Here is a 23,749-nt window from a genome sequence, read left to right as displayed (position 1 = left end):
AGATCAACATCACCATGTCGGTAATCAAAAGGCTACCTGAAAAGTTTGAACCGCATAAAACTTTTCAGGTAGCCTCCCGCTCCCGGCCCGCCAATCAATTAGCGCTATAATCTTTCTTTTGCCGCCCCGTTTACCCATCCCGACCGCCATTTTTCAGGTAGCCTCATGGACATCATCCAATACCCCAACTCCCCTTTCAAACTCCACCAACCCTTCCCGCCCGCCGGCGACCAGCCCACCGCCATCGCCGGTCTGCTCGAAGGCTTGGAAGACGGCCTCGCCTACCAAACCCTTTTAGGCGTAACCGGTTCGGGCAAAACTTATACGATGGCCAACGTCATCGCTCAAAGCGGCCGCCCCGCCATCATCATGGCGCACAACAAAACCCTTGCCGCCCAGCTCTACGCCGAAATGCGCGAGTTTTTCCCCGAAAACGCCGTCGAATATTTCGTCTCCTACTACGACTATTACCAACCCGAAGCCTACGTCCCCAGCCGCGACCTGTTCATCGAAAAAGACAGCGCCATCAACGAACACATCGAACAAATGCGCTTGAGCGCCACCAAAAACCTGATGACGCGCAACGACGTCATCATCGTCGCCACCGTGTCCGCCATTTACGGTATCGGCGACCCGACCGAATACCAACAAATGGTCCTGTCCGTCAAAGAAGGCGACACCATCGAACAGCGCGACATCATCGCCACGCTGGTTGCCATGCAATACGACCGCGGCGATTTGGATTTCAAACGCGGCAGCTTCCGCGTGCGCGGCGACGTGATCGACGTGTACCCCGCCGAAAGTTCTGAAAACGCCTTGCGCATCAGCCTGTTCGACGACGAAATCGACCGGCTGGATATGTTCGACCCGCTTTCAGGCAGCCTTATCCAGCGCGTCGGCCGCTACACCGTCTTTCCGTCCAGCCACTACGTTACCCCGCGCGACACCGTATTACGCGCCTGCGAATCCATCAAAGACGAATTGCGCGAACGCATCGAATTTTTCGCCCGCGAACAACGCCCCGTCGAACAACAGCGCATCGAACAGCGCACCCGTTTCGACCTCGAAATGCTCTACGAAATGGGCTTCTGCAAAGGCATCGAAAACTACTCCCGCCACTTCTCCGGCAAAAAAGAAGGCGAACCGCCGCCCACACTGATGGACTACCTGCCCGACAACGCCATCATGTTCATCGACGAAAGCCACGTTACCGTCACCCAAATCGGCGGCATGTACAAAGGCGACGCATCGCGCAAGCAAAACCTTGTGGATTACGGCTTCCGCCTCCCTTCCGCCCGCGACAACCGCCCGCTCAAATTCCACGAATTTGAAAAAGTCATGCCGCAAACCGTCTTCGTCTCCGCCACCCCCGCCAAATACGAAGAAGAACACGCCGGACAAGTCGTCGAACAAGTCGTCCGCCCCACCGGACTGGTCGACCCCCAAATCATCATCCGCCCCGTCGCCACCCAAGTCGATGATTTGATGAGTGAAATCAACGAGCGCATCCAAAAAGGCGAACGCGTGCTCGTTACCACCCTCACCAAACGCATGGCGGAGCAGCTCACCGACTATTACAGCGAACTCGGCATCAAAGTGCGCTACCTGCACAGCGACATCGACACCGTAGAACGAGTTGAAATCATTAGAGATTTGCGATTAGGACTGTTCGACGTACTCGTCGGCATCAACCTGTTGCGCGAAGGCCTCGACATCCCCGAAGTCTCCCTTGTCGCCATCCTCGACGCCGACAAAGAAGGCTTCCTGCGCTCCCACCGCAGCCTGATTCAAACCATAGGCCGCGCCGCGCGCAACGTGAACGGCGTGGCGATACTCTACGCCGACAAAATCACCGACTCCATGAAAGCCGCCATCGACGAAACCGAACGCCGCCGCGAAAAACAGATGAAATTCAACGAAGAACACGGCATCGTCCCGCAACAGATCAAAAAACAGGTCAAAGACATCATCGACGGCGTGTACCACGAAGAAGACAGCGGCAAAGGCCGTGGGAAAGGCAAAAACAAAGTCAAAGTCGGCGAAATCCGCAACGAAGAAGACGCGATTAAAGAAATTGTCAAACTGGAAAAAGCCATGCAGCAGGCGGCCAGGGATTTGCAGTTTGAAGAAGCGGCGGTGTTGCGGGATAGGATTAGGGGAATTAAGGAAGGGTTGTTGTTTGGGGCGGAGTAATTCCATGGATAATCCATGTACGAAACGGAAATTCAGTCATTTGGAAGTCATGCTTGCCTTGGCTACATCATTAGGCAAACAACGTATTGCCAAAAACACACGCCGTCGGGAATGTCATTATTATTTTTGTACAAAATGCCAGTCATATCATTTGACTAGCCAGGGCAGTCTGCGTACATAGCAAGCCGTAGCCTGTATGTGTAGGGTGTGTGCGGTACGCACGCACGCGGGTTTTACTGTTCAAACCATTGCTTCAAACTTTCAAACGACCTCAAACGTTGTCTGAAAATCTCTTAAAGCAAAGGTCGTCTGAAAACCGTCAATCCGTTTCAGCCGGTTTGGTGTTTCAGTAAACCATAGCTGGCAAGGCTACCCGAAATTTTCAGGTAGCCTCTTGTGCAGACAGCAAGCGCAAACAGTCCTGCAAGCCATCACGATTTTATATAATCCTCCTCGTTCTTAACCCTGACAGAAAGCCCCGACTATGCCCGCCACCCAACCATCCAAACCCACTATCTACCGCTTCAAAGTCTCCCTTATCGGCGACCATGCCCAACCCGTCGGCAAGCTGCACCGGATTTTGGAAATTTCCGCCGATGCGCCGTTTACCGCATTGCACGGCCTGATTTTCGACGCTTTCGACCGCACGGATGACCACGCCTTCAAATTCCTGCTCACCCGTAAGGAAATCGACAATGAAGGCGAGCTGTACGACTATCCCGAAGAAGTGTCCTTCCCCGCGCTGTACGAAGATTTCCCGCCGCCCGAAGGCGTAACCGTGCACGATGCCGCCACCTACCGCATCCAAGATGCCGGCTTGCAGGAAAAAGACTGCATCTATTATTGGTTCGACTTCGGCGACGACTGGATGCACCGCCTGCGCTTGGAAAAAATCTTCCAAGCGGGCGACGATTATCCGGAAGAAGGCTATATTTTGGAAATCGCCAAAAAAGTGGGCGAATCGCCCGAGCAGTATCCCGACTACGAATAACGGGCATCAAGCAGGCAATTTGTACCCGCGAACCTTGCCGCCCTATGCCCGAAAAAGGCTACCTGAAAGCGTAAGCTTCAACTCAGTTAAAACCTTCCAACATTTTTCAGGTAGCCTCCCTTTGCAAAATAATGTTTGTTCAGCCGCAGGATGGATTTGTTATCCACCCTTATTCTCTAAGCAACATCAAGCAAACGGCGGATATAAATCCGCCACTACGAAAAAGTTTGATACAGGCTTCTGGCTACCTGAAAACTTCCTCCCCCTTTTTCAGGTAGCCTTTCCCCTTTCCGCCCCATCTTCAAAATACGCCCGCGCCAGTGCCAACACATTATCCCGCAGCGGGTCGTGCTGCCCCTCGTGCCAGGCCAGCGCCACGCTGGTGATCCAAATATCGTCGTTCAGCGGCAGCAGCACGGCGTTGCTCGGCAGATAGCGCGCCGATGAGGCGGGCACCAGCGCCACGCCCTGCCCGCAGCCGGCAAAGGCCACCTGAAGGGCAATGGTACGCACTTCGTGCAGGATATTGGGCGAAAAGCCCGCGCGATGGCAGGCAGCCAACAGGGTGTCGAAAGAATCGGGGCTGATGGCGCGCTCAAACATTACAAAGCCTTCGCCTGCCAAGTCTTTCAAATCCACCGCCGCGCGGGTGGCGAAGGGGTGGCTTTTCGGCAACACCACGGCCAGCGGCTCGCGGCGCAGGGTGTGCAAGTGGATGGTGCTGTCCCACGGGATTTCCAGGCGGGTAAAGGCCAGATCGATTTCGCCCGATTGCAGCAGCGCTTCGGTATCGCCGCTGTCGATTTCGCGCACCTGTATGCTGATATTGGGATAGTGCCGGTGGATGTGCTCGATGAGCGGCGGCAACACTTCCACCAGCGACACGGCAATCGCGCCGATATGCAGGATGCCGCTGCGACCGGCGGCAATTTCATACACGGAGCTTTGCAGCTGCTGCATCTGCTCGGCAAATTTGCGCACGGCGGGCAGGATGGAATAGCCGGCAGCCGTGAGCTTGGTGCCGCGCCGCGATCGCTCAAACAGCACCATGCCCAAGGCGTGCTCTAGCTGTTTGATTTGCTCAGTGAGCGGCGGCTGCGACATATTCAGCTTCTCGGCGGCGCGGCCGAAATGTTCTTCTTCTGCCACGGCGAGAAACAGCCACAAATGGCGGATCAGGCGGAAATTTATCATCTGTTTTCCCTATCACAGGCTTCCTTAGGCAGTATTTTATATATCAGGAAAGCGGCTGTATAGTATGGCCATCTTGTTAATGGGAGCACGTAAATGTTCGGTATCATTAACTTTTCCGCTTATTTATTGGCTGTGCTGCTGCTGGTGCTGCTGCCCGGCCCGAATATGATCTACTGCCTGTCGGTGGCCGGACAATACGGTCGGAAAACGGCATGGAGCGCCTTCGCCGGCATTTTTATCGGCAACGGTGTCCTGATTGTGGCTTCAGCCTTCGGCGCCAGCGCCCTGCTGCAAACCTATCCTTCCCTGTTTACCGCACTGCAACTGGCCGGCGGCGCCTATCTGGCCTATTTGGGCGTGATGCTGCTGCGCGAGGGCTGGCTCAAACTGCGCCACGCCGCCGCAGCCAAAGCCGACAGCCACGCCGCCGAAAGCACCAGGCTGCAAGTGTTCCGCAAATCGCTCACTATTTCCCTGCTCAACCCACAGAGCCTGCTGTTTTTTCCCGCCATCATGGTGCAATTTATTGACATCCGTTATGAACATCCGCAGCTGAGCTTCTTGGTGCTGGGTGGCACGTTCCAGCTGTGCAGCCTGCTGTGCATGAGCACGCTGATCCTGATGGCCGATTCGGTTGGCCGCGTGGGCGCCAAATACAGCCGTGCCGCCGCATTGGGCAAAAGCAGCGCCGGCGCCCTGTTTATCTTCTTCGCCGCCAAACTGTGGCTGGCCAGCACCATTGCCTAACCCTCTCCTCCTTGCTACCTGAAAAAGCGTGCAACGCACTGTGCTCAAACTCCTCTCCTCAAACCACGCTTTTTCAGGTAGCCCTTTTTAAATACACCTAGTCAGACAGTAAAACGGCTTCCCTTTCTCATCTGGCTACCTGAAAAGCGTTTGGCGGCCGCTTCCATACTTTTCAGGTAGCCTTTAATTCCGCTTGAACTTCAACAGGCTGTTTGAAAAAAGTTTTATTCTTAGACAGCTTTCTTCACTCCTATCCAAAAGCCATCTGGAAACCAGCCCTCCACAATATTTTCAGGTAGCCTTCACGCGCACTTGAGGCTACCTGAAAAACATCCCGCCCAATTATCAAATCTGCCCGCCGAATATTTTTCGCCCCCTGCCCTTGAATTCGCCGCCGCCAGCCCTATTTTCTTCGCCGCACAAGCAGCGTGCCGCGCTCCCGCCGGCACATTTCTGTTTACCCTCAATCGGGTAGCAACAAATCATCAAATTCAAATTGGAGAGAAGATTTATGAAAATCCGTCCCTTGCACGACCGTGTTGTGATTAAGCGCTTGGAAGCCGAAGAAAAAACCGCTTCCGGCATCGTTCTGCCCGGCTCCGCCGCCGAAAAGCCCGATATGGGCGAAGTGGTGGCCGTGGGCGCCGGCAAAATGGGCAAAGGCGGCGAGCGCCGCAAGCTGGATGTGAAAGTGGGCGACCGCGTGATTTTCGGCAAATACAGCGGCCAAACCGTGAAAGCCGATGGCGAAGAGCTGCTGGTGATGCGTGAAGAAGATATTTTCGGCATCGTCGAATAAACACCGCTCAAGAGCAAATAATTTCTGATTTTTTATTTTAGGAGTCATACACATGGCAGCAAAAGATGTACAGTTCGGCAACGAAGTCCGTCAGAAGATGGTAAACGGCGTAAATATTCTGTCTAACGCCGTAAAAGTCACCCTCGGCCCGAAAGGCCGCAACGTGGTGCTCGACCGCGCTTTCGGCGGCCCGCAGATCACCAAAGACGGCGTAACCGTGGCCAAGGAAATCGAACTGAAAGACAAGTTTGAAAACATGGGCGCGCAAATGGTGAAAGAAGTCGCCTCCAAAACCAACGATGTGGCCGGCGACGGCACCACCACCGCCACCGTTCTGGCACAATCCATCGTAGCCGAGGGTATGAAATACGTCACCGCCGGCATGAACCCGACCGACCTGAAACGCGGTATCGACAAAGCCGTGGCCGCCCTGGTGGCCGAGTTGCAAAACATTTCCAAAGCCGTGCCGGAAAAATCCAAGGAAATCGCTCAAGTAGCCTCTATTTCCGCCAACTCCGACGAGTCCATCGGCAACATCATCGCCCAGGCGATGAACGAAGTGGGCAAAGAAGGCGTGATTACCGTGGAAGACGGCAAATCGCTGGAAAACGAAGTGGAAGTAGTGAAAGGCATGCAGTTCGACCGCGGCTACCTCTCCCCCTATTTCGTGAGCAACCCGGAGAAACAGCTGGCCGAGCTGGACAGCCCGTTTGTGTTGCTGTTCGACAAGAAAATCAGCAACATCCGCGACCTGTTGCCGGTGTTGGAGCAAGTGGCCAAAACCAGCCGCCCGCTCTTGATTATCGCTGAAGACGTGGAAGGTGAAGCCTTGGCTACGCTGGTGGTAAACAACCTGCGCGGTATCCTCAAAACCGTGGCTGTGAAAGCCCCGGGCTTCGGTGACCGCCGCAAAGCCATGCTGCAAGACATCGCCATCCTCACCGGCGGCACCGTGATTGCCGAAGAAGTGGGCTTGTCTTTGGAAAAAGCCACGCTGGAAGATTTGGGCCAAGCCAAACGCATCGAGGTGGGCAAAGAAAACACCACCATCATCGACGGCTTGGGTAATAAATCCACCGTGGAAGCCCGCGTGGCCGAAATCCGCACCCAGATTGAAACCGCTACCAGCGAATACGACAAAGAAAAACTGCAAGAGCGTGTGGCCAAGCTGGCCGGCGGCGTGGCCGTGATCAAAGTGGGCGCGGCCACCGAAGTGGAAATGAAAGAGAAGAAAGACCGCGTGGACGACGCGCTGCACGCCACCCGTGCCGCCGTGGAAGAAGGCGTGGTAGCTGGCGGCGGCGTGGCCCTGCTGCGTGCTCGCTCTGCCCTGAGCAAAGTGGAAACCGCCAATGCCGACCAGGAAGCCGGCGTGCAAATCGTGTTGCGTGCGGTTGAATCTCCGCTGCGCCAGATTGTGGCCAACGCCGGCGGCGAGCCGAGCGTGGTGGTGAACAAAGTGTTGGAAGGCAGTGGCAACTTCGGCTACAACGCCGGTAACGACAGCTACGGCGACATGCTGGAAATGGGCGTGATCGACCCGGCCAAAGTAACCCGCTTCGCTCTGCAAAATGCCGCCTCCATCGCCGGCCTGATGCTGACCACCGAATGCATGGTGGCCGACATTCCGGAAGACAAACCCGCCGCTCCCGACATGGGCGGAATGGGAGGCATGGGCGGAATGGGCATGATGTAATCACCCCCTAGCCCGCGCTATGTGAAAGCACCCTCGTTTGAGGGTGCTTTTTTAGTGTTTTTTGTCAGATTTTTCAGGTAGCCTTCTCGTTGGCACAACAGGCCGCCAGCTTTCGGATATATTAAAAATTAAGTTAAAACAATTAATAATAGAAATATCTCAGCCGCACCACCATCCAAAGAAAACTTTGGCACAGATTATGCTTACCACTTTGGAGAATCTTTTCCTATCTAATTCCAATTACACCGAATCTACTAAGGACAACCGCTACATGGCTACCGCAACGAGAAAACTTTCCCGCAACCGCAAGCAATCCCGCAATAAACGCAACAGCGGGGGCGGCTCAGGCCGCATAGTTGGCTTGCTGCTGGCCGCCCTGCTGATTGGCGGCGGCGCTTACGCTTATCTGAATCCTGACATCATCGAACAGGCCAAAGAACTGGTCGGCTTGGCCGACCCGGCTGCGGAAGAAAGTGCCGGTGCCGGTAGTGCTGCTCCGCAAGCCCCTGCCGCACCCCTCATCACCGATGCTCAAGCGGTTGAAGCACTGAATATGGCCAAAGTATGGGTGGAAACCCGCTTGGCCAAAGGCACCCGCCTGAACGAAATCAACGAAGCAATCGATGTTCCCTCCGGACAAAAAGCCTTCTGGCAGAGCATCACCCTCAGCCAGGGTGCGATTACCGCCATTCCTGCCGGCGGCTCGGCCGAACGCGCCGTGCTGCTGCTGCCGATGCAGGATCAGGGCAAATTGATTTGGGCTTGTGCCGGCGACATCCCGCCGGTGCTCGAAAGCAGCATCTGTTCCCAGTAAAAGTTACTCTCTAGCTGTTCATTCCAGGCTACTCTGATTTCTCAGGTAGCCTGCTTTTTTGCCTGCCATCCTTGGAAACAAGAAGCACATAGCAAAAAACATCATCCCCTGCCGGCAGTAAACCACAACAGGGGATGATGTTGTTTAGCTAATTAAGCACGCAACTCTTTGGGTAGCACAAACACGATGCTTTCCTGCTCACCCGAGCTTTCCCGCACCGTGGCATAGCCCCAGCCTTGCACGGTATCCACCACTTCCCGCACCAGCACTTCCGGCGCCGAAGCCCCGGCGGTAATGCCCACGCGCTCCTTGCCGGCAAACCATTCTTTTTTCAGGTAGCCTGCGTTGTCCACCATATAGGCATCCACACCCTGCTGCGCCGCCACTTCGCGCAAACGGTTGCTGTTGGACGAATTAGGCGAACCCACCACCACCACCACATCACAATCCGCCGCCAGCTGCTTCACCGCTTCCTGCCGGTTGGTGGTGGCATAGCAAATATCCTCTTTGTGCGGGCTTTTGATATTGGGAAAACGCGCGCGCAGGGCATCGATGATTTCCTTGGTTTCGTCCACCGACAGCGTGGTTTGGCTCACATGCGCCAATTTATTTTGGTTGCGTACTTCCAGTGTGGCCACATCCGCCGCTGTTTCCACCAGCAGCATGCTGCCCGGTGCCAGCTGCCCCATTGTGCCTTCCACTTCCGGGTGGCCGGCGTGGCCGATCATGATGATTTGATAGCCGTTTTCGTCTAACCGCGCCACTTCGCGATGCACTTTGGTCACCAGCGGGCAAGTGGCGTCAAACACGCGGAAACCGCGTTCCGCTGCCTCCTGCTGCACCGCCTTGGATACGCCGTGTGCCGAATAAATCAGCGTGGCACCCCGCGGCACCTCCACCAAATCTTCCACAAAAACCGCACCCTTGGCACGCAGGTTGTCCACCACGAATTTGTTGTGCACCACCTCATGCCGCACATAAATCGGCGCGCCGAACTGCTCCAGCGCCCGTTCCACAATATTGATGGCCCGGTCCACGCCCGCGCAAAAGCCGCGCGGATTGGCCAGCATAATGGTTTTCGCCATGTTTTCCTATCCTCTTGCGTGTGGCTTCAAATTTTCGCTCCACAGAAACCTATCCTTGGCTGCACCAAATCATCATTTTAGCTTCGCTAAAGTTTAAATTTTCAGGTAGCCTATTTTTATTCGTGCTTACCCTGACGCAAACCGTCAATAACGAACAATGCTGCGCCAATGCAAATGAAACTGTCTGCCACATTAAACGCCGGGTAATAATGATTCTGCCAATAAAACAGCAGGAAATCCACCACATGGCCGTAGTTGATGCGGTCGATCACATTGCCGATGGCGCCGCCGATAATCATCGCCGCCGCCACATTGCCCACACGCCCAAACTTCTGCGCGCGTATTCCCGACACTAAATACAGCGTCACCACCACCGCCAAGCCGGCAAACAGATATTTCTGCCAGCCCGAAGCCCCGGCCAAAAAACTAAACGCCGCGCCCGGGTTGTACACATGGGTGATGTCGAAAAAACCCTCAATCACCGGAATGCGCCAATTGAACACCACATGATCCAGCACCCACAGCTTGCTCCACTGGTCGGCTAGCACCACCAAGCCCGCCAACAGCGCATACGGCCACAGGCGGAACCACGCAATCTTATTCATATTCATTTCATATTTCAGCAGATAAAAAGTGGCCGCATTTTACTATAAAGCGCCCGCCAGCGGCCAAACTTAATGCCCCGCCCAAACTGTTTCGCACCACACCCCAAATGCTCCCCGAAAGCACAGGCTTCAACGAAGTTCAAACCATCTGACCCAGCATCGCAAAACCTATTGCCATCATAAGTAATTTCCATTAACATATCGCAACAATACTAATTCTCATCATAAATAAACCACTCCGATAGAGGTGCATCATGTTCGTCTGCGTTTGCAATGCCGTTTCCGACCGCCAAATTCAAGAAACCGTCGCCGCCGGCGCCAGCAGCCTGAGCGATTTGCAAGCCACGCTCGGCGTGGCCACCTGCTGCGGCTGCTGCGCCGATTTAGCCGTATCCTATCTCGGCAAACGCAGCGACAGCCAAGCCACCCCCGCCACCAACGGCAACCTGCAATAACCCCCTGCCCCATCCGACAACATTGACAATGCTGCCCGCCCACGGCAGCATTTCGTTTTTAGCCGAAGCCTACATTTTCAGGTAGCCTCATTAAAGAAAACAACCATGGACCTATTCAACACCCAATCCGTCACCTTCGAACAACCCACCGCCATGCTCCGCGCCTGCCACGGCAAAGTACAGCGCTTCTGCAGCCAGCTCAACATGCTGGAAGGCTACCTGAAGCAGTACGGCTACAACAACATCGCCGAGCAAAGCATTGCCCAAATCCGGCACTACTTCAATGTCGCCGCCCCCCTGCACCACCAAGACGAAGAAGAAGACTTCTTCCCCCTGCTGCTCCGCTACACCCCCGAAGCCCATCCCATCATCCAAGCGCTCGAAGCCGAACACGACACCCTGCACCGCAATTGGGACGAACTCAACCAACACCTCGCCGACCTCGCCCACGGCGCCCCGCTCAACCCCGAACTGATTGCCCGCTTCACCGCCGGCTACGACTTCCACATCCCGCGCGAAGAACAACTCTTCGACCTGGGCGACCAAAAAATCCCCACCGAAGAACTGCGCATCATCGGCAAACGCATGGCCGCCAGACGGCAAGGCTGAGACTGACTGAAAACGCAATCAACAGCAAAGCCAACACAAACACGGCGAACCCCTGCAAGGCAAAATCAAAGGCTACCTGAAAATATTCCAATGCATTTTCAGGTAGCCTCAAACACAACGAAGGCTACCTGAAAACTTTTTAGTTTCGCAGAAACTCAACCTTGGCTGCGCCAAGATATCGTTTTCAGGTAGCCTTTTCTATGCTTACTTATCGCTCTGGCGGTCTGCCGGCAAGGTGGAAACATCCGCTTCAGCCGCCGCGCCGTCAGCCACTGCTGCCGGCGTTTCCTCATGCGCCAGCTTGGCGGTTTGCGGCAACTCGTCAGGCAAATCGGCAGGTTCAGCTGCATCTTCCGGCTCTTGCCCTTCCTGTGACCGCGCTTCGCCATCGCCCTTGCCGCGTACATTGTGGCTGTAATCTTTCGGCGGGCTGGGCTGCTTGCCTTCCATGATTTCCAACACTTGGTCGCGGTCGATGGTTTCCCATTCCATCAAAGCCTTACACATGGTTTCCATCTTATCGCGGTTTTCATCCAAAATCTTGTAGGCCACCGCATATTGCTCATCCAGAATGCGGCGGATTTCGGCATCCACCTCCTGCTGCGTTTTCTCGGAAATGTGCTGCGAACGGGTTACGCTGCGCCCGAGGAACACTTCGCCCTCGTTTTCGGCATACACCATCACACCCATTTTCTCGCTCATGCCGTAGCGCGTTACCATCTCGCGCGCCATCTGCGTGGCACGCTCGAAATCGTTGGAGGCGCCTGTGGAAATGCGGCCCACAAAAATATCCTCGGCAATGCGCCCGCCAAACAGGATGGAAAGCTGGCTGAGCATTTGGTCTTTATACATGCTGATGCGGTCGCGCTCGGGCAGCTGCCAAGTCAAACCCAAAGCCCGGCCGCGCGGCATGATGGTTACCTTATGCACCGGGTCGGTAAACGGCAGGCTCTCGGCCACGATGGCATGGCCGGCCTCGTGGTAGGCGGTGGCGCGTTTTTCGTCTTCGTGCATCACCATGCTGCGCCTTTCCGGGCCCATATAGATCTTGTCTTTGGCGTCTTCAAAATCGCTTTGATCCACCTTGATTTTGTTGCGGCGGCCGGCAAACAGCGCGGCTTCGTTCACCAGATTGGCCAAATCGGCACCGGAGAAACCGGGCGTGCCACGCGCCAGAGACATCAAATCCACGCTCGCATCCAGCGGCACTTTTCTAGCGTGCACTTGCAAAATTTGCTCGCGGCCGCGGATATCCGGCAGCGGTACCACCACTTGGCGGTCGAAACGGCCGGGGCGCTGCAAGGCCGGGTCGAGCACATCGGGGCGGTTGGTGGCGGCAATCACGATAACGGTTTGGTTGCTTTCAAACCCGTCCATCTCCACCAAGAGCTGGTTCAAAGTCTGCTCACGCTCGTCGTTGCCTCCTCCCAAGCCGGCGCCGCGCTGGCGGCCGACCGCATCGATTTCGTCGATAAAGATGATACAAGGCGCGTTTTTCTTGGCCTGCTCAAACATATCGCGCACGCGGGAAGCGCCCACGCCGACAAACATTTCCACAAAATCCGAGCCGGAAATGCTGAAAAACGGCACTCCGGCCTCGCCGGCAATCGCCTTGGCCAGCAAGGTTTTGCCCGTGCCCGGGCTGCCGGCCAGCAGAATACCGCGCGGCACTCGGCCTCCCAAGCTCTGATAGCGGTTCGGCGCTTTGAGGTAGTCTACGATTTCTTGCACTTCTTCCTTGGCCTCGTCGCAGCCGGCCACATCGGCAAAGGTTACGCGGTTGGCATCCTTATCCAAGAGGCGGGCGCGGCTCTTACCGAAGGAAAACGCCCCGCCCTTGCCCCCGCCGCCGTTCTGCACGCGCATAAAGTAAAACCACGCGCCAATCAGCAGCATCACCGGCAACAGGTTGAACAGCAGGCCAGTCAGCATGCTCTGTTTCTCTTCCGGGATATAGCGGAAATCGACGTTTTTTTCCTGCAGCAGCGTCAAAAGTTTGTCGTCTATCGGCGCATTGGTGTAGAACTTGGTCTTGTCGGTGCGCTCGCCTTTGAGCACATAGCCGTTCAGCAACGTTCCTTCCATGTCCACTTTGGCGATTTCGCCTTTGTTTACCTGCTGGATAAATTGCGAATAGTTGATTTGTTGTTTGTTTTCTCTTCCGCCCAGCAGCGTTTGGGTCGAGGCAATCAATACCCCGGCCAAAAACAGCCAAACCAAAATCGTTCTGACGGTGTTACGCACGGTAACCAGCTCCTAATCTAATGCCAACAAAAATAAAAACTACTGAAAATACAGACACAAACGCTAAGCTATCTTTTATTTTTCCCCAAAAGATACACTTCGTTGGAACGGCTGCGCGAAGCCTTGGGTTTGCGCACCAGCACTTGGGCAAATACCCCGCGCATGGCCTGCATATATTCCTGAAAACCCGCACCCTGAAACACTTTCACCAGCATATTGCCGCCCGTTTTCAGGTGGTCGGCGGCAAAATCCAAAGCCAGTTCGCACAATACATAGCTGCGCGCCTGGTCGGTTACCGCATTGCCCGACATATTGGGTGCCATGTCGCAAATTACAAGGTCTAGCACACGGCCGTCGAGCAGGTTTTCCAGCTGGGCCAATACTTCGTCTTCGCGGAAATCGCCCTGAATAAACGATACACCTTCAATCGACTCCATCGGCAGGATGTCCAGCGCGAACACCTGCCCTTGCGCGCCCGCCAGTTTGGCCGCCACCTGCGACCAGCTGCCCGGCGCGCTGCCCAAATCGGCCAGCACCGTGCCGTTTTTAATCAACTTGTCTTTTTCGTTGATTTCCAGCAACTTGTATGCCGCCCGCGCACGGTAGCCGTCTTTCTGCGCCTGATGCACATAGGGGTCGTTCACGTGCTCGTTGAGCCAGGTTTTGGAAGATTTGGAACGGGGCGGCATAGCGAAATCCCAAGCAAAAAACGGCTGCATTGTAGCCGAACGGGCAAAAGGCTGCCGAAGTTTTTCAGGTAGCCGATAAGGCTACCTGAAAATTGCCACTGCTTTGTTATTTGTCAAGCGGCTCAAACATTAAAGCTTTCGCCGCAGCCGCATTCGTTTTTCACATTCGGGTTGGCGAACTTGAAGCCTTCTTGCAGGCCTTCTTTAGTGTAGTCCAGCTCGGTGCCGTCGAGGTAAACCAGGCTTTTGGGATCGACGAACACTTTCACGCCGTGCCCTTCAAACATCACGTCTTCCGGCTGCACTTCATCCACAAATTCAAGCGTATAGGCCATGCCTGAGCAGCCGCTGGTTTTCACGCCCACGCGGATGCCTTCGCCTTTGCCGCGCTTGGAAAGAAAGCTGCTGATGTGGTCGGCGGCTTTTTGGGTGAGGGTAATCATATGGTTTCCTTGCGGTTTAATTGATAATCAGGCTACCTGAAAATAGGTTTGGGTTTTTGATTTGCGTTGAAACATACTCTTTCAGGTAGCCTTCCGTTCTATCCTGCGTTTTCTGCCTGCCGCCGCTTGGCCCAGGGGCCACAGCAGTTTGTATGGCGGCGCGGGATTGCGGGCTGTTTTTCCAACAGCTGCTGCCGGTGAGTGCGGCGCCCTGCTCCAGTATGTCGTTCACTTCGGTAGCGGCGAGCTTATCCACGCTGTCCAAGCCCATTTGCTGCAAACGCTGCAATACGGTTTTGCCAATACCTTTTTCGGCGAGCAGGGATTGGGTTTCTTCGGCACTGAACATGACAGCGGATTTAGCGGGCGGGGGTAATGGTGCCGGCGGCGCAGTCGATGCGGTTGTCGCGTTCGAGCTGGCCTTGGGCATTGTAGGCTTGCGAGCGCACGGGGTAGCCGTTGCGGTATTCCATGCGCGTGATGGGGCGGCCTTGTTGGTCGTAGGCGGGCGACCAGCCTTCGGCCAGGCCGCTGGCGTTGAGCTCGACGCGGGCGCGGGTTTTGCCGTTGGCGTGGAAAGTTTCCACGTATTGTGAGGCGTAGCCGTTGAGGGCGACGGTACGGTAGAAGGTGCCGTTGGCGTTGCGTTTGGAAGTGAAGGCGCCGTTGGGGGTGCCGGCGGGCAGCGGGTAGTTGGCGGCTTCGACTTTGCGGCAGGAATTGCGCACGAGCATGGCACTCATGGCGTCGGTGGCGCGGTTGGACAGGGTGCGCTGCCCGGTTTTGACGGGGATGCCGTTGTCGAAGTTTTCGATGGCGCAGCCTGAGGCGAGCAAGAGCACGGCGGCGGTGAGGGCGAGTGTTTTCATAACGGGCTTTCGGAATAAACCGGGGAAATCGGCTGAGGTGTGCGGTGGATTTTCAGGTGGCCTTTTTCAGGTAGCCTATTTGAGCTGGCTGTCTTTGCTGCCGCGGCGGTTGTAGGCGAGACGGAACTGCTGCTGTTTGTCGGCTTCTTCCTGGCAGTCGATGCACAGGCGCACGCCGGGCAGGGCTTGGCGGCGGGCTTCGGGTATCGGCTCGCCGCATTCGTCGCATTCGCGGGCGCTCTCGCCGCTGGGCAGGTTTTGCCGGGCGGCGGCGAGTGCGTCGTCTAAATTGGCATCGATTTGCGCCTGCTCCGCGCCGTCGGGCGCCCAGCCGCCGGCCATGTTAGGCCCCGTGTTTCTTTTTGTAGTCGGCCACGGCGGCTTTCACGGCGTCTTCGGCGAGGATGGAGCAGTGGATTTTCACGGGCGGCAGTTCCAGCTCTTCGGCAATTTCGCTGTTTTTGATGGCCAACGCGTCGTCCAGGCTTTTGCCTTTCACCCATTCGGTAATCAAGCTGGAGGAGGCGATGGCGGAACCGCAGCCGTAGGTTTTGAATTTGGCGTCTTCGATGATGCCTTGGTCGTTCACTTTAATTTGCAGGCGCATCACGTCGCCGCAGGCTGGCGCGCCCACCATGCCGGTGCCGACAGATTGGTCGTTTTTGTCGAACGTGCCGACGTTGCGGGGGTTTTCATAATGATCGATGACTTTGTCGCTGTATGCCATGATGGTTTCCTTTTTGTTTGAGATGTGGTGGTTTGTGGTGTTTAGGTGTGGAGGCTACCTGAAAGCGTAAGCCTCGGCGAAGCTCACACAGGGCGGCTAGATTTTGCAGGCGCCACCTTCGCAGCCGTCGTCGTTTTCGGAATCGACGCCGCCTTCTACGGTGACACCGTCAAAATCTTCAAGCAGGCTGTCGAGGTTGTCGAGATCGAGTTCTTGGTCGTTCATGGTTATGTTCTTTAAAGTTTAATTTGGAATTTGAGGCTACCTGAAAAATGATTTGGTTGTTTGTTGGGTTCTCAATCCTACCTACTCTTACTTGATTTATTACCTATCAACAAATTTAAAATATTGAAAATCTTCTTCAACTGTTTCCTCTTTCATCAGAAAACCAAGTTTTTCAAAAAGTCGTTGAGATGGAATATTTCTCTTATCAATGATTGCCTCAAAATAAAATCCATCCTCAACTAAGTTCTGAGAGAGAAACTCTGTAGAAAATATTTTTAGGCAATCTCTTATAAATAATTGGCCAATTCCTTTATTTTGATACTTTTCCAAGACCGCACAACCTACTTGCATAACAGGCCTATTATTGTACGACTCAACAGGAACTATTTGGCAAATAGCTCGTACTTCTTTTTTCTGATTTAATATCGAACTATAAGTTATTAATGCATAAGTTAACCTTACCACCCCATTAGGCTTATCTAATTCAATATAATAATTTTTTTCTTCGGAAAGTTTTCTTGGTTGAATAAGTTTCTGATCTAATGCTTGCTGAAAACTAATTAGGCCATTATATGGATTAACTGCCGCCATAAAATACCTCTTTTACTAATAAAAGCTATATTCTTGATAATTTCAATGCTCCGCCCACTCCACTGTGCTCAAATCAATCCCTTCCTTAAACATTTCCCACAGCGGAGAAAGCTCGCGCAGTTTGCCGATTTTGGATTTAATCAGTTCGGCGGCGTAGGCGGCTTCTTCTTCGGTGGTCATGCGGCCGAAGGTGATGCGCAGCGATGAGTGCGCCAGTTCGTCGTTGCGGCCGAGCGCGCGCAATACATAGCTGGGTTCGAGGCTAGCGGAGGTGCAGGCAGAGCCGCTGGATACGGCCAATTCTTTCACCGCCATAATCAGGCTTTCGCCTTCCACGAAGTTGAAGCTGACGTTCAGGTTGTTCGGGGCGCGGTGTTCAAGGTCGCCGTTGATATAGACTTCTTCGATGCCTTCGATGCCTTTCAGGAAAATGTCGCGCAGTTTGCGGTAGTGCGCCATGTCTTGCGCGAGTTCTTCTTTTGCGATGCGGAAGGCTTCGCCCATGCCGACGATTTGGTGGGTGGGCAGCGTGCCGCTGCGGAAGCCGCGTTCGTGGCCGCCGCCGTGCATTTGCGCTTCCAGGCGCACGCGCGGTTTGCGGCGCACATACAGCGCGCCGATGCCTTTGGGGCCATAGACTTTGTGGCCGGACATGGACAATAAATCCACTTTGCCGGCCTCCACATCCACCGGCACTTTGCCGCAGGCTTGGGCGGCATCCACGTGGAAAATGATTTTGCGTTCGCGGCAGATGTCGCCGATGGCTGGGATGTCTTGCACCACGCCGATTTCGTTGTTCACCCACATCACGGAAATCAGGATGGTATCCGGGCGGATGGCGGCTTTGAGTTCGTCCAAATCAATCAGGCCGTTTTCTTTCACGCCGAGATAGGTGACTTCAAAGCCTTGGCGTTCCAGCTCGCGCATGGTGTCGAGCACGGCTTTGTGTTCGGTTTTGACGGTGATGAGGTGTTTGCCTTTGGATTGGTAGAAGTGCGCCGCGCCTTTGATGGCGAGGTTGTCGGATTCGGTCGCGCCCGATGTGAACACGATTTCTTTCGGGTCGGCGTTAATCAGGGCGGCAATGTCGGCACGGGCTTTTTCCACGGCCTCTTCCGCCACCCAGCCGAAGGCATGGCTGTTGGAAGCGGGGTTGCCGAAGGTTTCGGTCAGGTAGGGGATCATTTTTGCGGCCACGCGTTGATCCACGGGGGTGGTGGCGGCGTAGTCGAGGTAGATGGGGGTATGTTTGCTCATGATTGGCTCTTTTGGTTAGTGGTGTGTGTTATCGGATATGGGTTAAATCTATGGTGGCGGTATGATGGTGGTGGGTTTGCTTTTTATCAAGCACATCTTGCAGGGAAACGCTGTGCAGGTAGTCGTTGATGGTGCGGTTTAGGTTTTCCCACAAATCGTGGGTGAGGCAGGGCATGCCTTCGCGGCAGTTGCTTTGCCCGCCACAATGGGTGGCATCGAGCTTGTCTTCGGCGGCGTGGATGATTTCGCCGATGTTGATGCGCTCGGGCTTTCTGCTGAGCAGGTAGCCGCCGCCCGGCCCGCGCACACTTTCCACCAAGCCGGCACGGCGCAGCTTGCCAAACAGCTGCTCCAAATAGGAGAGCGAGATGTGCTGGCGGCCGCTCACGGCGTTGAGGCTGACCGGGTTTTCGCGCCCGTATAACGCCAGATCAAGCATGGCGGTTACGGCAAAACGGCCTTTTGTGGTCAATCGCATAGGGCTGATGTGAGTGCTGCATATGGGAGGCGGATTGTCTAATACCCAAGTATTTTAGTCAAGTATAGCGGGCTTAGTTTTTCTCAATGCAAAAGGCTACCTGAAAACGGTTTGACGCGTTTTCAGGTAGCCTTTGAGGGGCATTGTTGGCTTCTCTTTTTCAGGTAGCCAGAATCTTCTTTCCAATCTCCAGCCCTCCCGGAGCCATATGAGGCAGGCTACCTGAAAATGCTTGAAGCAAAGTCCGTTTAATTTGAAACAGCTTCCAGAATCCAGAGAAACAACATCGTGTTCGCCGCATAAATCGCGCCGGCAACGGCAAAGGGAATCATCAGATTGGGCGACAAGGCCGCGCCGAAGCCGAGCGGGATGGTGGCAAACCACAAGGCGCCGGCTGGCATGCGCTGCCAGATTTTGGGCACACCAGGCATCAGCACGGTTACGCCCACAAACGTGAATATTGCCCACGGAATACCCAGCCAGGCGGAAAACGAGAAATCCGTCAGCCACCCAATCAGCAGGGCGGCGGCCATGCAGCCGATGCCGGTATAGGTGAGATAATTCAATGCTTTGGATGCCGGTGGTTTCATCATAGTTATCGCGGAATGATTCAGGCTACCTGAAAACCATGCAAGCCGTTTTCAGGTAGCCCTTGCCCTGCTGTATGGCCGGGTTTATTGGGATTTCGCCTGCCAAGTGTCGCGCAGGCCGACGGTTTTGTTGAACACGGGTTTTTCGGCCGTGTGGTCTTTGCGGTCGGTCACGAAGTAGCCGGTGCGCTCGAACTGCCAGCGGCTTTCGGCGGGCAAACCATCGGCAAAAGGCGCGGGTTCGGCGTAGGCGGTGATTTCTCTGGCCGATTCGGGATTGAGGAATTGGGTGAACGGCAGGTATTGGCCGTCTTCGCCGCGCACCGCATCGGGGCGCTCCACGGTAAACAGGCGGTCGTACAGCCGCACGGTTACGGGCACGGCGGTGTCGGCGGCCACCCAGTGGATCACGCCTTTCACTTTGCGGCCTTCGGGGTTTTTGCCCAGCGTGTCGTAGTCGATGCTGCATTTGAGTTCGACGATGTTGCCCGCCGCGTCTTTCACCATTTCCTCGCACTTCATCACATAGCTGTGGCGCAGGCGCACTTCGCCGCCGGGGGTGAGGCGTTTCCAGCCTTTGGGCGGGTTTTCGCTGAAATCGTCGGCTTCGATATACAGCTCGGGGGCGATTTTCAGGCTGCGGCTGCCCATGCCTTCGTTGTTCGGGTGGTAGGGCGCGGTGCGGCTTTCGGTTTGGGCTTCGTTGTAGTTGGTGAGCGTTACTTTAATCGGATTCAGCACGGCCATCATGCGCGGGGCAGAGTTTTCCAGCTCTTCGCGAATCGCACCTTCCAACACGCTCATATCGACCACGTTTTCAGATTTGGAAATGCCGGCGCGTTTGGCAAACAGGCGCAGGCCTTCCGGCGTGTAGCCGCGTCGGCGCATACCGGAAATGGTGGGCATACGCGGGTCGTCCCAGCCGGAAACGTGGCCTTCGGCCACGAGTTGGTTCAGCTTGCGCTTGGAGGTAATGGAATACAACAATTCCAAACGGGAAAATTCGTATTGGCGCGGGCGGGTCGGGGTTGGTGCGGGGATGTTATCCAACACCCAGTCGTAGAGCGGGCGGTGGGCTTCAAATTCGAGCGTGCACAGCGAATGCGTGATGCCTTCGATGGCGTCGGAAATGCAGTGCGTATAGTCGTACATCGGGTAGATGCACCATTTGTCGCCCGTGTTGTGGTGGTGGGCGCGGCGGATGCGGTAGATGACGGGATCGCGCATATTGATGTTGCCGGAGGCCATGTCGATTTTCAGGCGCAGGGTTTTGCTGCCGTCGGGGAACTCGCCGTTTCTCATGCGCGTGAACAGGTCGAGGTTTTCTTCGATGCTGCGGTCGCGGTAGGGGCTGTTTTTGCCCGGCTCGGTGAGCGTGCCGCGGTATTCGCGCATTTCTTCGGGCGTTAAATCATCGACATAGGCTTTGCCGTCTTTAATCAGGCCGACGGCGTAGTCGTAAAGCTGGTCGAAATAGTTGGAAGCGAAACGCGGCTCGCCCGCCCAATGGAAACCCAGCCACGCAACGTCTTCCTTGATGGCATTAACGTATTCGTCGTTTTCCTTTTCGGGGTTGGTATCGTCGAAACGCAGGTTGCACAAGCCGTCGTAAATATACGCCAAACCGAAATTCAGGCAGATGGATTTGGCGTGGCCGATGTGCAGGTAGCCGTTGGGTTCGGGCGGGAAACGGGTTTGGATGGCGCTATGTTTGCCGCTTTTGAGGTCTTCTTCGATGATGGTGCGGATGAAATGGTTGTCGGCGAATTGGTCTTTATTAAGCATGGTTTGGGCTACCTGAAAATAATGATGGTCGGGCGGATTTTACCTGAAAGCGCGGGCGGCTGTCAGATACGGCGCTAGCTAAAAGTTTTCAGGTAGCCTTTGATAACGCAGAGGCTACCTGAAAAACGCGAACCAAAACTAATCGATCAGCGAAAAATTCGGATGCGCCAGCAGTTCGGCTTTTTTGGCGGCGAAGCCTGCGGCATCGATGGCACGGGTGGCGTGCTCGAGCAGGCGCACGCGAAAGCCTTCGGCGAGCGCGTCGGCCATGCTGAAATACACGCAGAAATCGGCCGCCAGCCCCGCCACATCAATATCGGTTACGCCGTGGGCGCGCAAATAGGCGGCAAGCTGGGTGCTGCGACGGCGGCCGTTGTCGTAAAACGCGCTGTAGCTGTCGGTGTGCTTGTCCATGCCCTTGCGGAACACGGCGGCGATGGGCGTGGTGTCGAGCTCGGGATGAAACGCCGCGCCGCTGCTGCCGGCAATGCAGTGGTCCGGCCACAGCACTTGCTCCAAACCGTGCAGATTGATGACGTCGAACGGCTTTTTACCGGCATGGGCGGAGGCGAAGCTCTCGTGTCCGGCGGGATGCCAGTCTTGAGAGGCCACCACCAGCGGATAGCCGCCGATAATCCGGTTTACCGGCTCGATAATGGCATCGCCTTCGGCCACAGGCAGGCGGCCGCTTGGCATGAAGTCGTTTTGGATATCGACAAGAAGAAGGGCTCGCATAGTTTTCTCCTAAGTTAAATAACTTTCAGGTAGCCTTCTTGCAAACAGACTACCTGAAAATCCGGCAAGCTACACGCCGCGCAGCAATTCATTTACGCTGGTTTTGGCGCGAGTTTGCACGTCTACTTTCTTCACGATCACGGCGCAGTAGAGGCTGTGCGTGCCGTCTTTGGCGGGCAGGCTGCCCGATACCACCACCGAGCCGGCGGGCACGCGGCCGTAGTGGATTTCGCCGGTTTCGCGGTCGTAGATTTTGGTGGATTGGCCGATATACACGCCCATGGAAATCACGCTGCCTTCTTCCACAATCACGCCTTCCACGATTTCGCTGCGCGCGCCGATGAAGCAGTTGTCTTCAATAATGGTGGGCGCGGCCTGCAAAGGCTCTAGCACGCCGCCGATGCCCACGCCGCCGCTCAGGTGCACGTTTTTGCCGATTTGCGCACAAGAGCCCACGGTGGCCCAAGTGTCCACCATCGTGCCCTCGTCCACATAGGCACCGATGTTCACATAAGAGGGCATCAGCACCACGTTTTTGCCGATGAAGCTGCCGCGTCGCGCCACGGCGCCGGGCACGGCGCGGAAACCGGCTACCTGAAACTGCTGCGGAATCCAATCGGCGAATTTAGTCGGCACTTTGTCAAAATATTTACTCACCCCGTCGCTGGATACTTCGTTATCGGCAATGCGGAAGGAAAGCAGCACGGCCTTTTTCGCCCACTCGTTCACTTTCCACTGCCCCACGCCCTGCCGCTCGGCCACGCGCAGGCTGCCGGAATCGAGCTGATAAATCGTATCGAGCACGGCTTCTTTCACTTCGGCGGAAACGCTGTGCGGGGTAATCTCGGCGCGCTGTTCAAATGCGGTTTCGATGGTGTTTTGTAATGACATGGTTTTTCCTTATGGTTTGGTTGGATGGGGAAAGGGAAGGCTACCTGAAAACCTGCGGCACGGGCATGGCCGTTGCAAACGGCAGCGAAACAAAGCCGCTATTTTTCAGGTAGCCTGAAAGGGGCGTATTGTGCCACGCAAAACGCTTCTTGCGAACCGCCTTCACCAGTTTATGCCCTGCCGCTTGAGCAGGTGCGAAGTAATCGGCTTGTCCAACGGCTGCGCCGTCAGATCGGAGAGGGCCGCCTGGAAATCGTCGAACGGCACGGTTTCGGAGCCGAAACGCGCCAGATGCGCCGTGTCTTGCTGGCAGTCGATCAGCCCGATGCCGCAGCGTTGCAGAAACGGCACCGCGCAGGCAAAGGCGATTTTGGAGGCATCGCTCTGCCAGGCAAACATGGATTCGCCGAAAAACACCCGCCCGATCTGCACGCCGTAGAGCCCGCCGGCCAAAGTCAGCTGCCCGGCCTCGTTGGGAAACCAGCATTCGAAGGAATGCGCGTGGCCGAGCCGGTGCAGCTCGGTGTAGGCTACCTGAAAACTCGGCGCAATCCAGCTGCCGCCCTGCTCCGGCCGCGGCGTGGTGGCGCAAGCGGCAATCACGGCCAGAAAATTCTGATTGGCCGTCACCACATAGGGCTTGTGCCGCAGCGTTTTGGCCAGCGAGCGGCCGATGTGCAGGCGAGGCGGGTAGAGCACGGTGCGCGGCGCGGTGGCAAACCAAAAAAACAGGCCACCCTCCTCATGCCACGGGAAGATGCCCTGTTTGTATGCCGCCAGCAGCCGTTGTGCCGACAAATCCCTGCTCACCGCCACCAAACCTTCGTGCTCGGCAATGGCCGGGCGCGGGTCGGGGAATTTCAGGCAGTCCGCTGCGAGTAGCGGAATATCCGTATGGGTTTGATTGGTCATTGAATGAACCCCGGCCTGCGGCTGATAAAGGCTACCTGAAAATTAAAGTGTAGAAAATAACCGCGTTGTTTACACCACAGGTTGAGAAAAATAAGCCTGCAACACCTCAAACGGCGTATCGCCGT

26 protein-coding genes and 1 pseudogene are annotated in these 23,749 nt (G+C 55.6%); 8 read left to right on the top strand and 19 right to left on the bottom strand.

The features are described from left to right. Positions 1-165 precede the first annotated feature (165 nt). Positions 166-2,193, top strand: coding sequence for an excinuclease ABC subunit UvrB (uvrB, locus tag H9Q10_RS08235; RefSeq protein ID WP_197903490.1), 2,028 nt, complete (start codon positions 166-168; stop codon positions 2,191-2,193). Positions 2,194-2,677: 484 nt separating this feature from the next. Continuing rightward, positions 2,678-3,184 carry an IS1096 element passenger TnpR family protein gene (locus H9Q10_RS08230; protein WP_197903489.1) on the top strand — a complete coding sequence of 169 codons (507 nt, stop codon included), beginning with the start codon at positions 2,678-2,680 and terminating at the stop codon, positions 3,182-3,184. Positions 3,185-3,454: 270 nt separating this feature from the next. Here H9Q10_RS08230 and H9Q10_RS08225 read toward each other — a convergent pair whose 3' ends face one another. Then, positions 3,455-4,378, bottom strand: a complete 924-nt coding sequence (locus H9Q10_RS08225) for a LysR substrate-binding domain-containing protein (protein WP_197903488.1) — start codon at positions 4,376-4,378, stop codon at positions 3,455-3,457. A 93-nt stretch (positions 4,379-4,471) separates the two neighbouring features. On the opposite strand from H9Q10_RS08225, the gene leuE reads away from it, so the two are divergent. The 4 genes from leuE to H9Q10_RS08205 all read left to right on the top strand — a co-directional run bounded on the left by leuE (position 4,472) and on the right by H9Q10_RS08205 (position 8,434). Beyond that, a complete protein-coding gene (gene leuE, locus H9Q10_RS08220) occupies positions 4,472-5,125 on the top strand; it encodes a leucine efflux protein LeuE (protein WP_197903487.1) in 654 nt (217 codons plus the stop codon). A gap of 511 nt (positions 5,126-5,636) precedes the next feature. After that, a complete protein-coding gene (locus H9Q10_RS08215; protein WP_197903486.1) occupies positions 5,637-5,924 on the top strand; it encodes a co-chaperone GroES in 288 nt (95 codons plus the stop codon). Positions 5,925-5,976: 52 nt separating this feature from the next. Continuing rightward, on the top strand, positions 5,977-7,620 hold the full coding sequence (gene groL / locus H9Q10_RS08210; protein WP_197903485.1) for a chaperonin GroEL: 1,644 nt from the start codon (positions 5,977-5,979) through the stop codon (positions 7,618-7,620). 271 nt (positions 7,621-7,891) lie between these two features. Continuing rightward, entirely contained in the window at positions 7,892-8,434 is a 543-nt protein-coding gene (locus tag H9Q10_RS08205; protein WP_197903484.1) for a hypothetical protein, read from the top strand. Between the two features lie 152 nt (positions 8,435-8,586). On the opposite strand, the gene ispH is transcribed toward H9Q10_RS08205, so the two are convergent. Next, a complete protein-coding gene (ispH, locus tag H9Q10_RS08200) occupies positions 8,587-9,519 on the bottom strand; it encodes a 4-hydroxy-3-methylbut-2-enyl diphosphate reductase (protein ID WP_197903483.1) in 933 nt (310 codons plus the stop codon). A gap of 116 nt (positions 9,520-9,635) precedes the next feature. Then, positions 9,636-10,124, bottom strand: coding sequence for a signal peptidase II (gene lspA, locus H9Q10_RS08195; protein WP_238480175.1), 489 nt, complete (start codon positions 10,122-10,124; stop codon positions 9,636-9,638). 254 nt (positions 10,125-10,378) lie between these two features. Between lspA and H9Q10_RS08190 the strand changes: the two genes are divergently transcribed. Continuing rightward, positions 10,379-10,579, top strand: a complete 201-nt coding sequence (locus tag H9Q10_RS08190; RefSeq protein WP_197903481.1) for a (2Fe-2S)-binding protein — start codon at positions 10,379-10,381, stop codon at positions 10,577-10,579. A gap of 105 nt (positions 10,580-10,684) precedes the next feature. After that, positions 10,685-11,188, top strand: a complete 504-nt coding sequence (locus H9Q10_RS08185) for a hemerythrin domain-containing protein (RefSeq protein WP_197903480.1) — start codon at positions 10,685-10,687, stop codon at positions 11,186-11,188. 204 nt (positions 11,189-11,392) lie between these two features. Here the strand turns inward: H9Q10_RS08185 and ftsH are convergent, their stop codons facing one another. The 16 genes and pseudogenes from ftsH to aat all read right to left on the bottom strand — a co-directional run bounded on the left by ftsH (position 11,393) and on the right by aat (position 23,624). Then, a complete protein-coding gene (gene ftsH / locus H9Q10_RS08180) occupies positions 11,393-13,432 on the bottom strand; it encodes an ATP-dependent zinc metalloprotease FtsH (protein WP_197903479.1) in 2,040 nt (679 codons plus the stop codon). A gap of 68 nt (positions 13,433-13,500) precedes the next feature. Continuing rightward, positions 13,501-14,121: an RlmE family RNA methyltransferase gene (locus H9Q10_RS08175; protein ID WP_197903478.1), complete on the bottom strand. Its 621-nt coding sequence runs from the start codon at positions 14,119-14,121 to the stop codon at positions 13,501-13,503. Between the two features lie 122 nt (positions 14,122-14,243). Then, a complete protein-coding gene (gene iscA / locus H9Q10_RS08170; protein ID WP_197903477.1) occupies positions 14,244-14,564 on the bottom strand; it encodes an iron-sulfur cluster assembly protein IscA in 321 nt (106 codons plus the stop codon). A gap of 98 nt (positions 14,565-14,662) precedes the next feature. Continuing rightward, positions 14,663-14,913 (bottom strand): annotated as a pseudogene (locus tag H9Q10_RS08165) (recombinase RecA). A gap of 10 nt (positions 14,914-14,923) precedes the next feature. Continuing rightward, entirely contained in the window at positions 14,924-15,433 is a 510-nt protein-coding gene (locus tag H9Q10_RS08160; protein ID WP_197903476.1) for a toxin-antitoxin system YwqK family antitoxin, read from the bottom strand. Positions 15,434-15,508: 75 nt separating this feature from the next. After that, positions 15,509-15,775, bottom strand: a complete 267-nt coding sequence (locus H9Q10_RS08155) for a DksA/TraR family C4-type zinc finger protein (protein WP_197903475.1) — start codon at positions 15,773-15,775, stop codon at positions 15,509-15,511. A 1-nt stretch (position 15,776) separates the two neighbouring features. Further along, entirely contained in the window at positions 15,777-16,160 is a 384-nt protein-coding gene (gene iscU / locus H9Q10_RS08150) for a Fe-S cluster assembly scaffold IscU (RefSeq protein WP_067593552.1), read from the bottom strand. Positions 16,161-16,256: 96 nt separating this feature from the next. Continuing rightward, positions 16,257-16,385 carry a hypothetical protein gene (locus tag H9Q10_RS12245; protein ID WP_274381498.1) on the bottom strand — a complete coding sequence of 43 codons (129 nt, stop codon included), beginning with the start codon at positions 16,383-16,385 and terminating at the stop codon, positions 16,257-16,259. Positions 16,386-16,484: 99 nt separating this feature from the next. Then, positions 16,485-16,976 carry a GNAT family N-acetyltransferase gene (locus H9Q10_RS08145; RefSeq protein WP_197903474.1) on the bottom strand — a complete coding sequence of 164 codons (492 nt, stop codon included), beginning with the start codon at positions 16,974-16,976 and terminating at the stop codon, positions 16,485-16,487. A gap of 42 nt (positions 16,977-17,018) precedes the next feature. Beyond that, complete coding sequence (locus H9Q10_RS08140) at positions 17,019-18,233, bottom strand: IscS subfamily cysteine desulfurase (protein ID WP_197903473.1); 1,215 nt, start codon at positions 18,231-18,233, stop codon at positions 17,019-17,021. 28 nt (positions 18,234-18,261) lie between these two features. Further along, entirely contained in the window at positions 18,262-18,711 is a 450-nt protein-coding gene (locus tag H9Q10_RS08135) for an Rrf2 family transcriptional regulator (protein ID WP_197903472.1), read from the bottom strand. A 248-nt stretch (positions 18,712-18,959) separates the two neighbouring features. Further along, entirely contained in the window at positions 18,960-19,304 is a 345-nt protein-coding gene (locus tag H9Q10_RS08130) for a hypothetical protein (RefSeq protein ID WP_197903471.1), read from the bottom strand. 81 nt (positions 19,305-19,385) lie between these two features. Beyond that, positions 19,386-21,086, bottom strand: a complete 1,701-nt coding sequence (locus tag H9Q10_RS08125; protein ID WP_197903470.1) for a glutamine--tRNA ligase/YqeY domain fusion protein — start codon at positions 21,084-21,086, stop codon at positions 19,386-19,388. A gap of 138 nt (positions 21,087-21,224) precedes the next feature. Continuing rightward, a complete protein-coding gene (gene pncA, locus H9Q10_RS08120; RefSeq protein ID WP_197903469.1) occupies positions 21,225-21,821 on the bottom strand; it encodes a bifunctional nicotinamidase/pyrazinamidase in 597 nt (198 codons plus the stop codon). A gap of 69 nt (positions 21,822-21,890) precedes the next feature. Beyond that, positions 21,891-22,712: a 2,3,4,5-tetrahydropyridine-2,6-dicarboxylate N-succinyltransferase gene (gene dapD, locus H9Q10_RS08115; RefSeq protein ID WP_197903468.1), complete on the bottom strand. Its 822-nt coding sequence runs from the start codon at positions 22,710-22,712 to the stop codon at positions 21,891-21,893. Positions 22,713-22,874: 162 nt separating this feature from the next. Then, complete coding sequence (gene aat, locus H9Q10_RS08110; RefSeq protein WP_197903467.1) at positions 22,875-23,624, bottom strand: leucyl/phenylalanyl-tRNA--protein transferase; 750 nt, start codon at positions 23,622-23,624, stop codon at positions 22,875-22,877. Between the last annotated feature and the right edge of the window lie 125 nt (positions 23,625-23,749).

The organism is Eikenella glucosivorans (assembly GCF_016025525.2).
In the GTDB taxonomy this organism is placed as follows: domain Bacteria; phylum Pseudomonadota; class Gammaproteobacteria; order Burkholderiales; family Neisseriaceae; genus Eikenella; species Eikenella glucosivorans.
The sequence above is the reverse complement of the archived record's forward strand: the minus strand, read 5'-3'. Positions and strand labels throughout refer to the sequence as shown.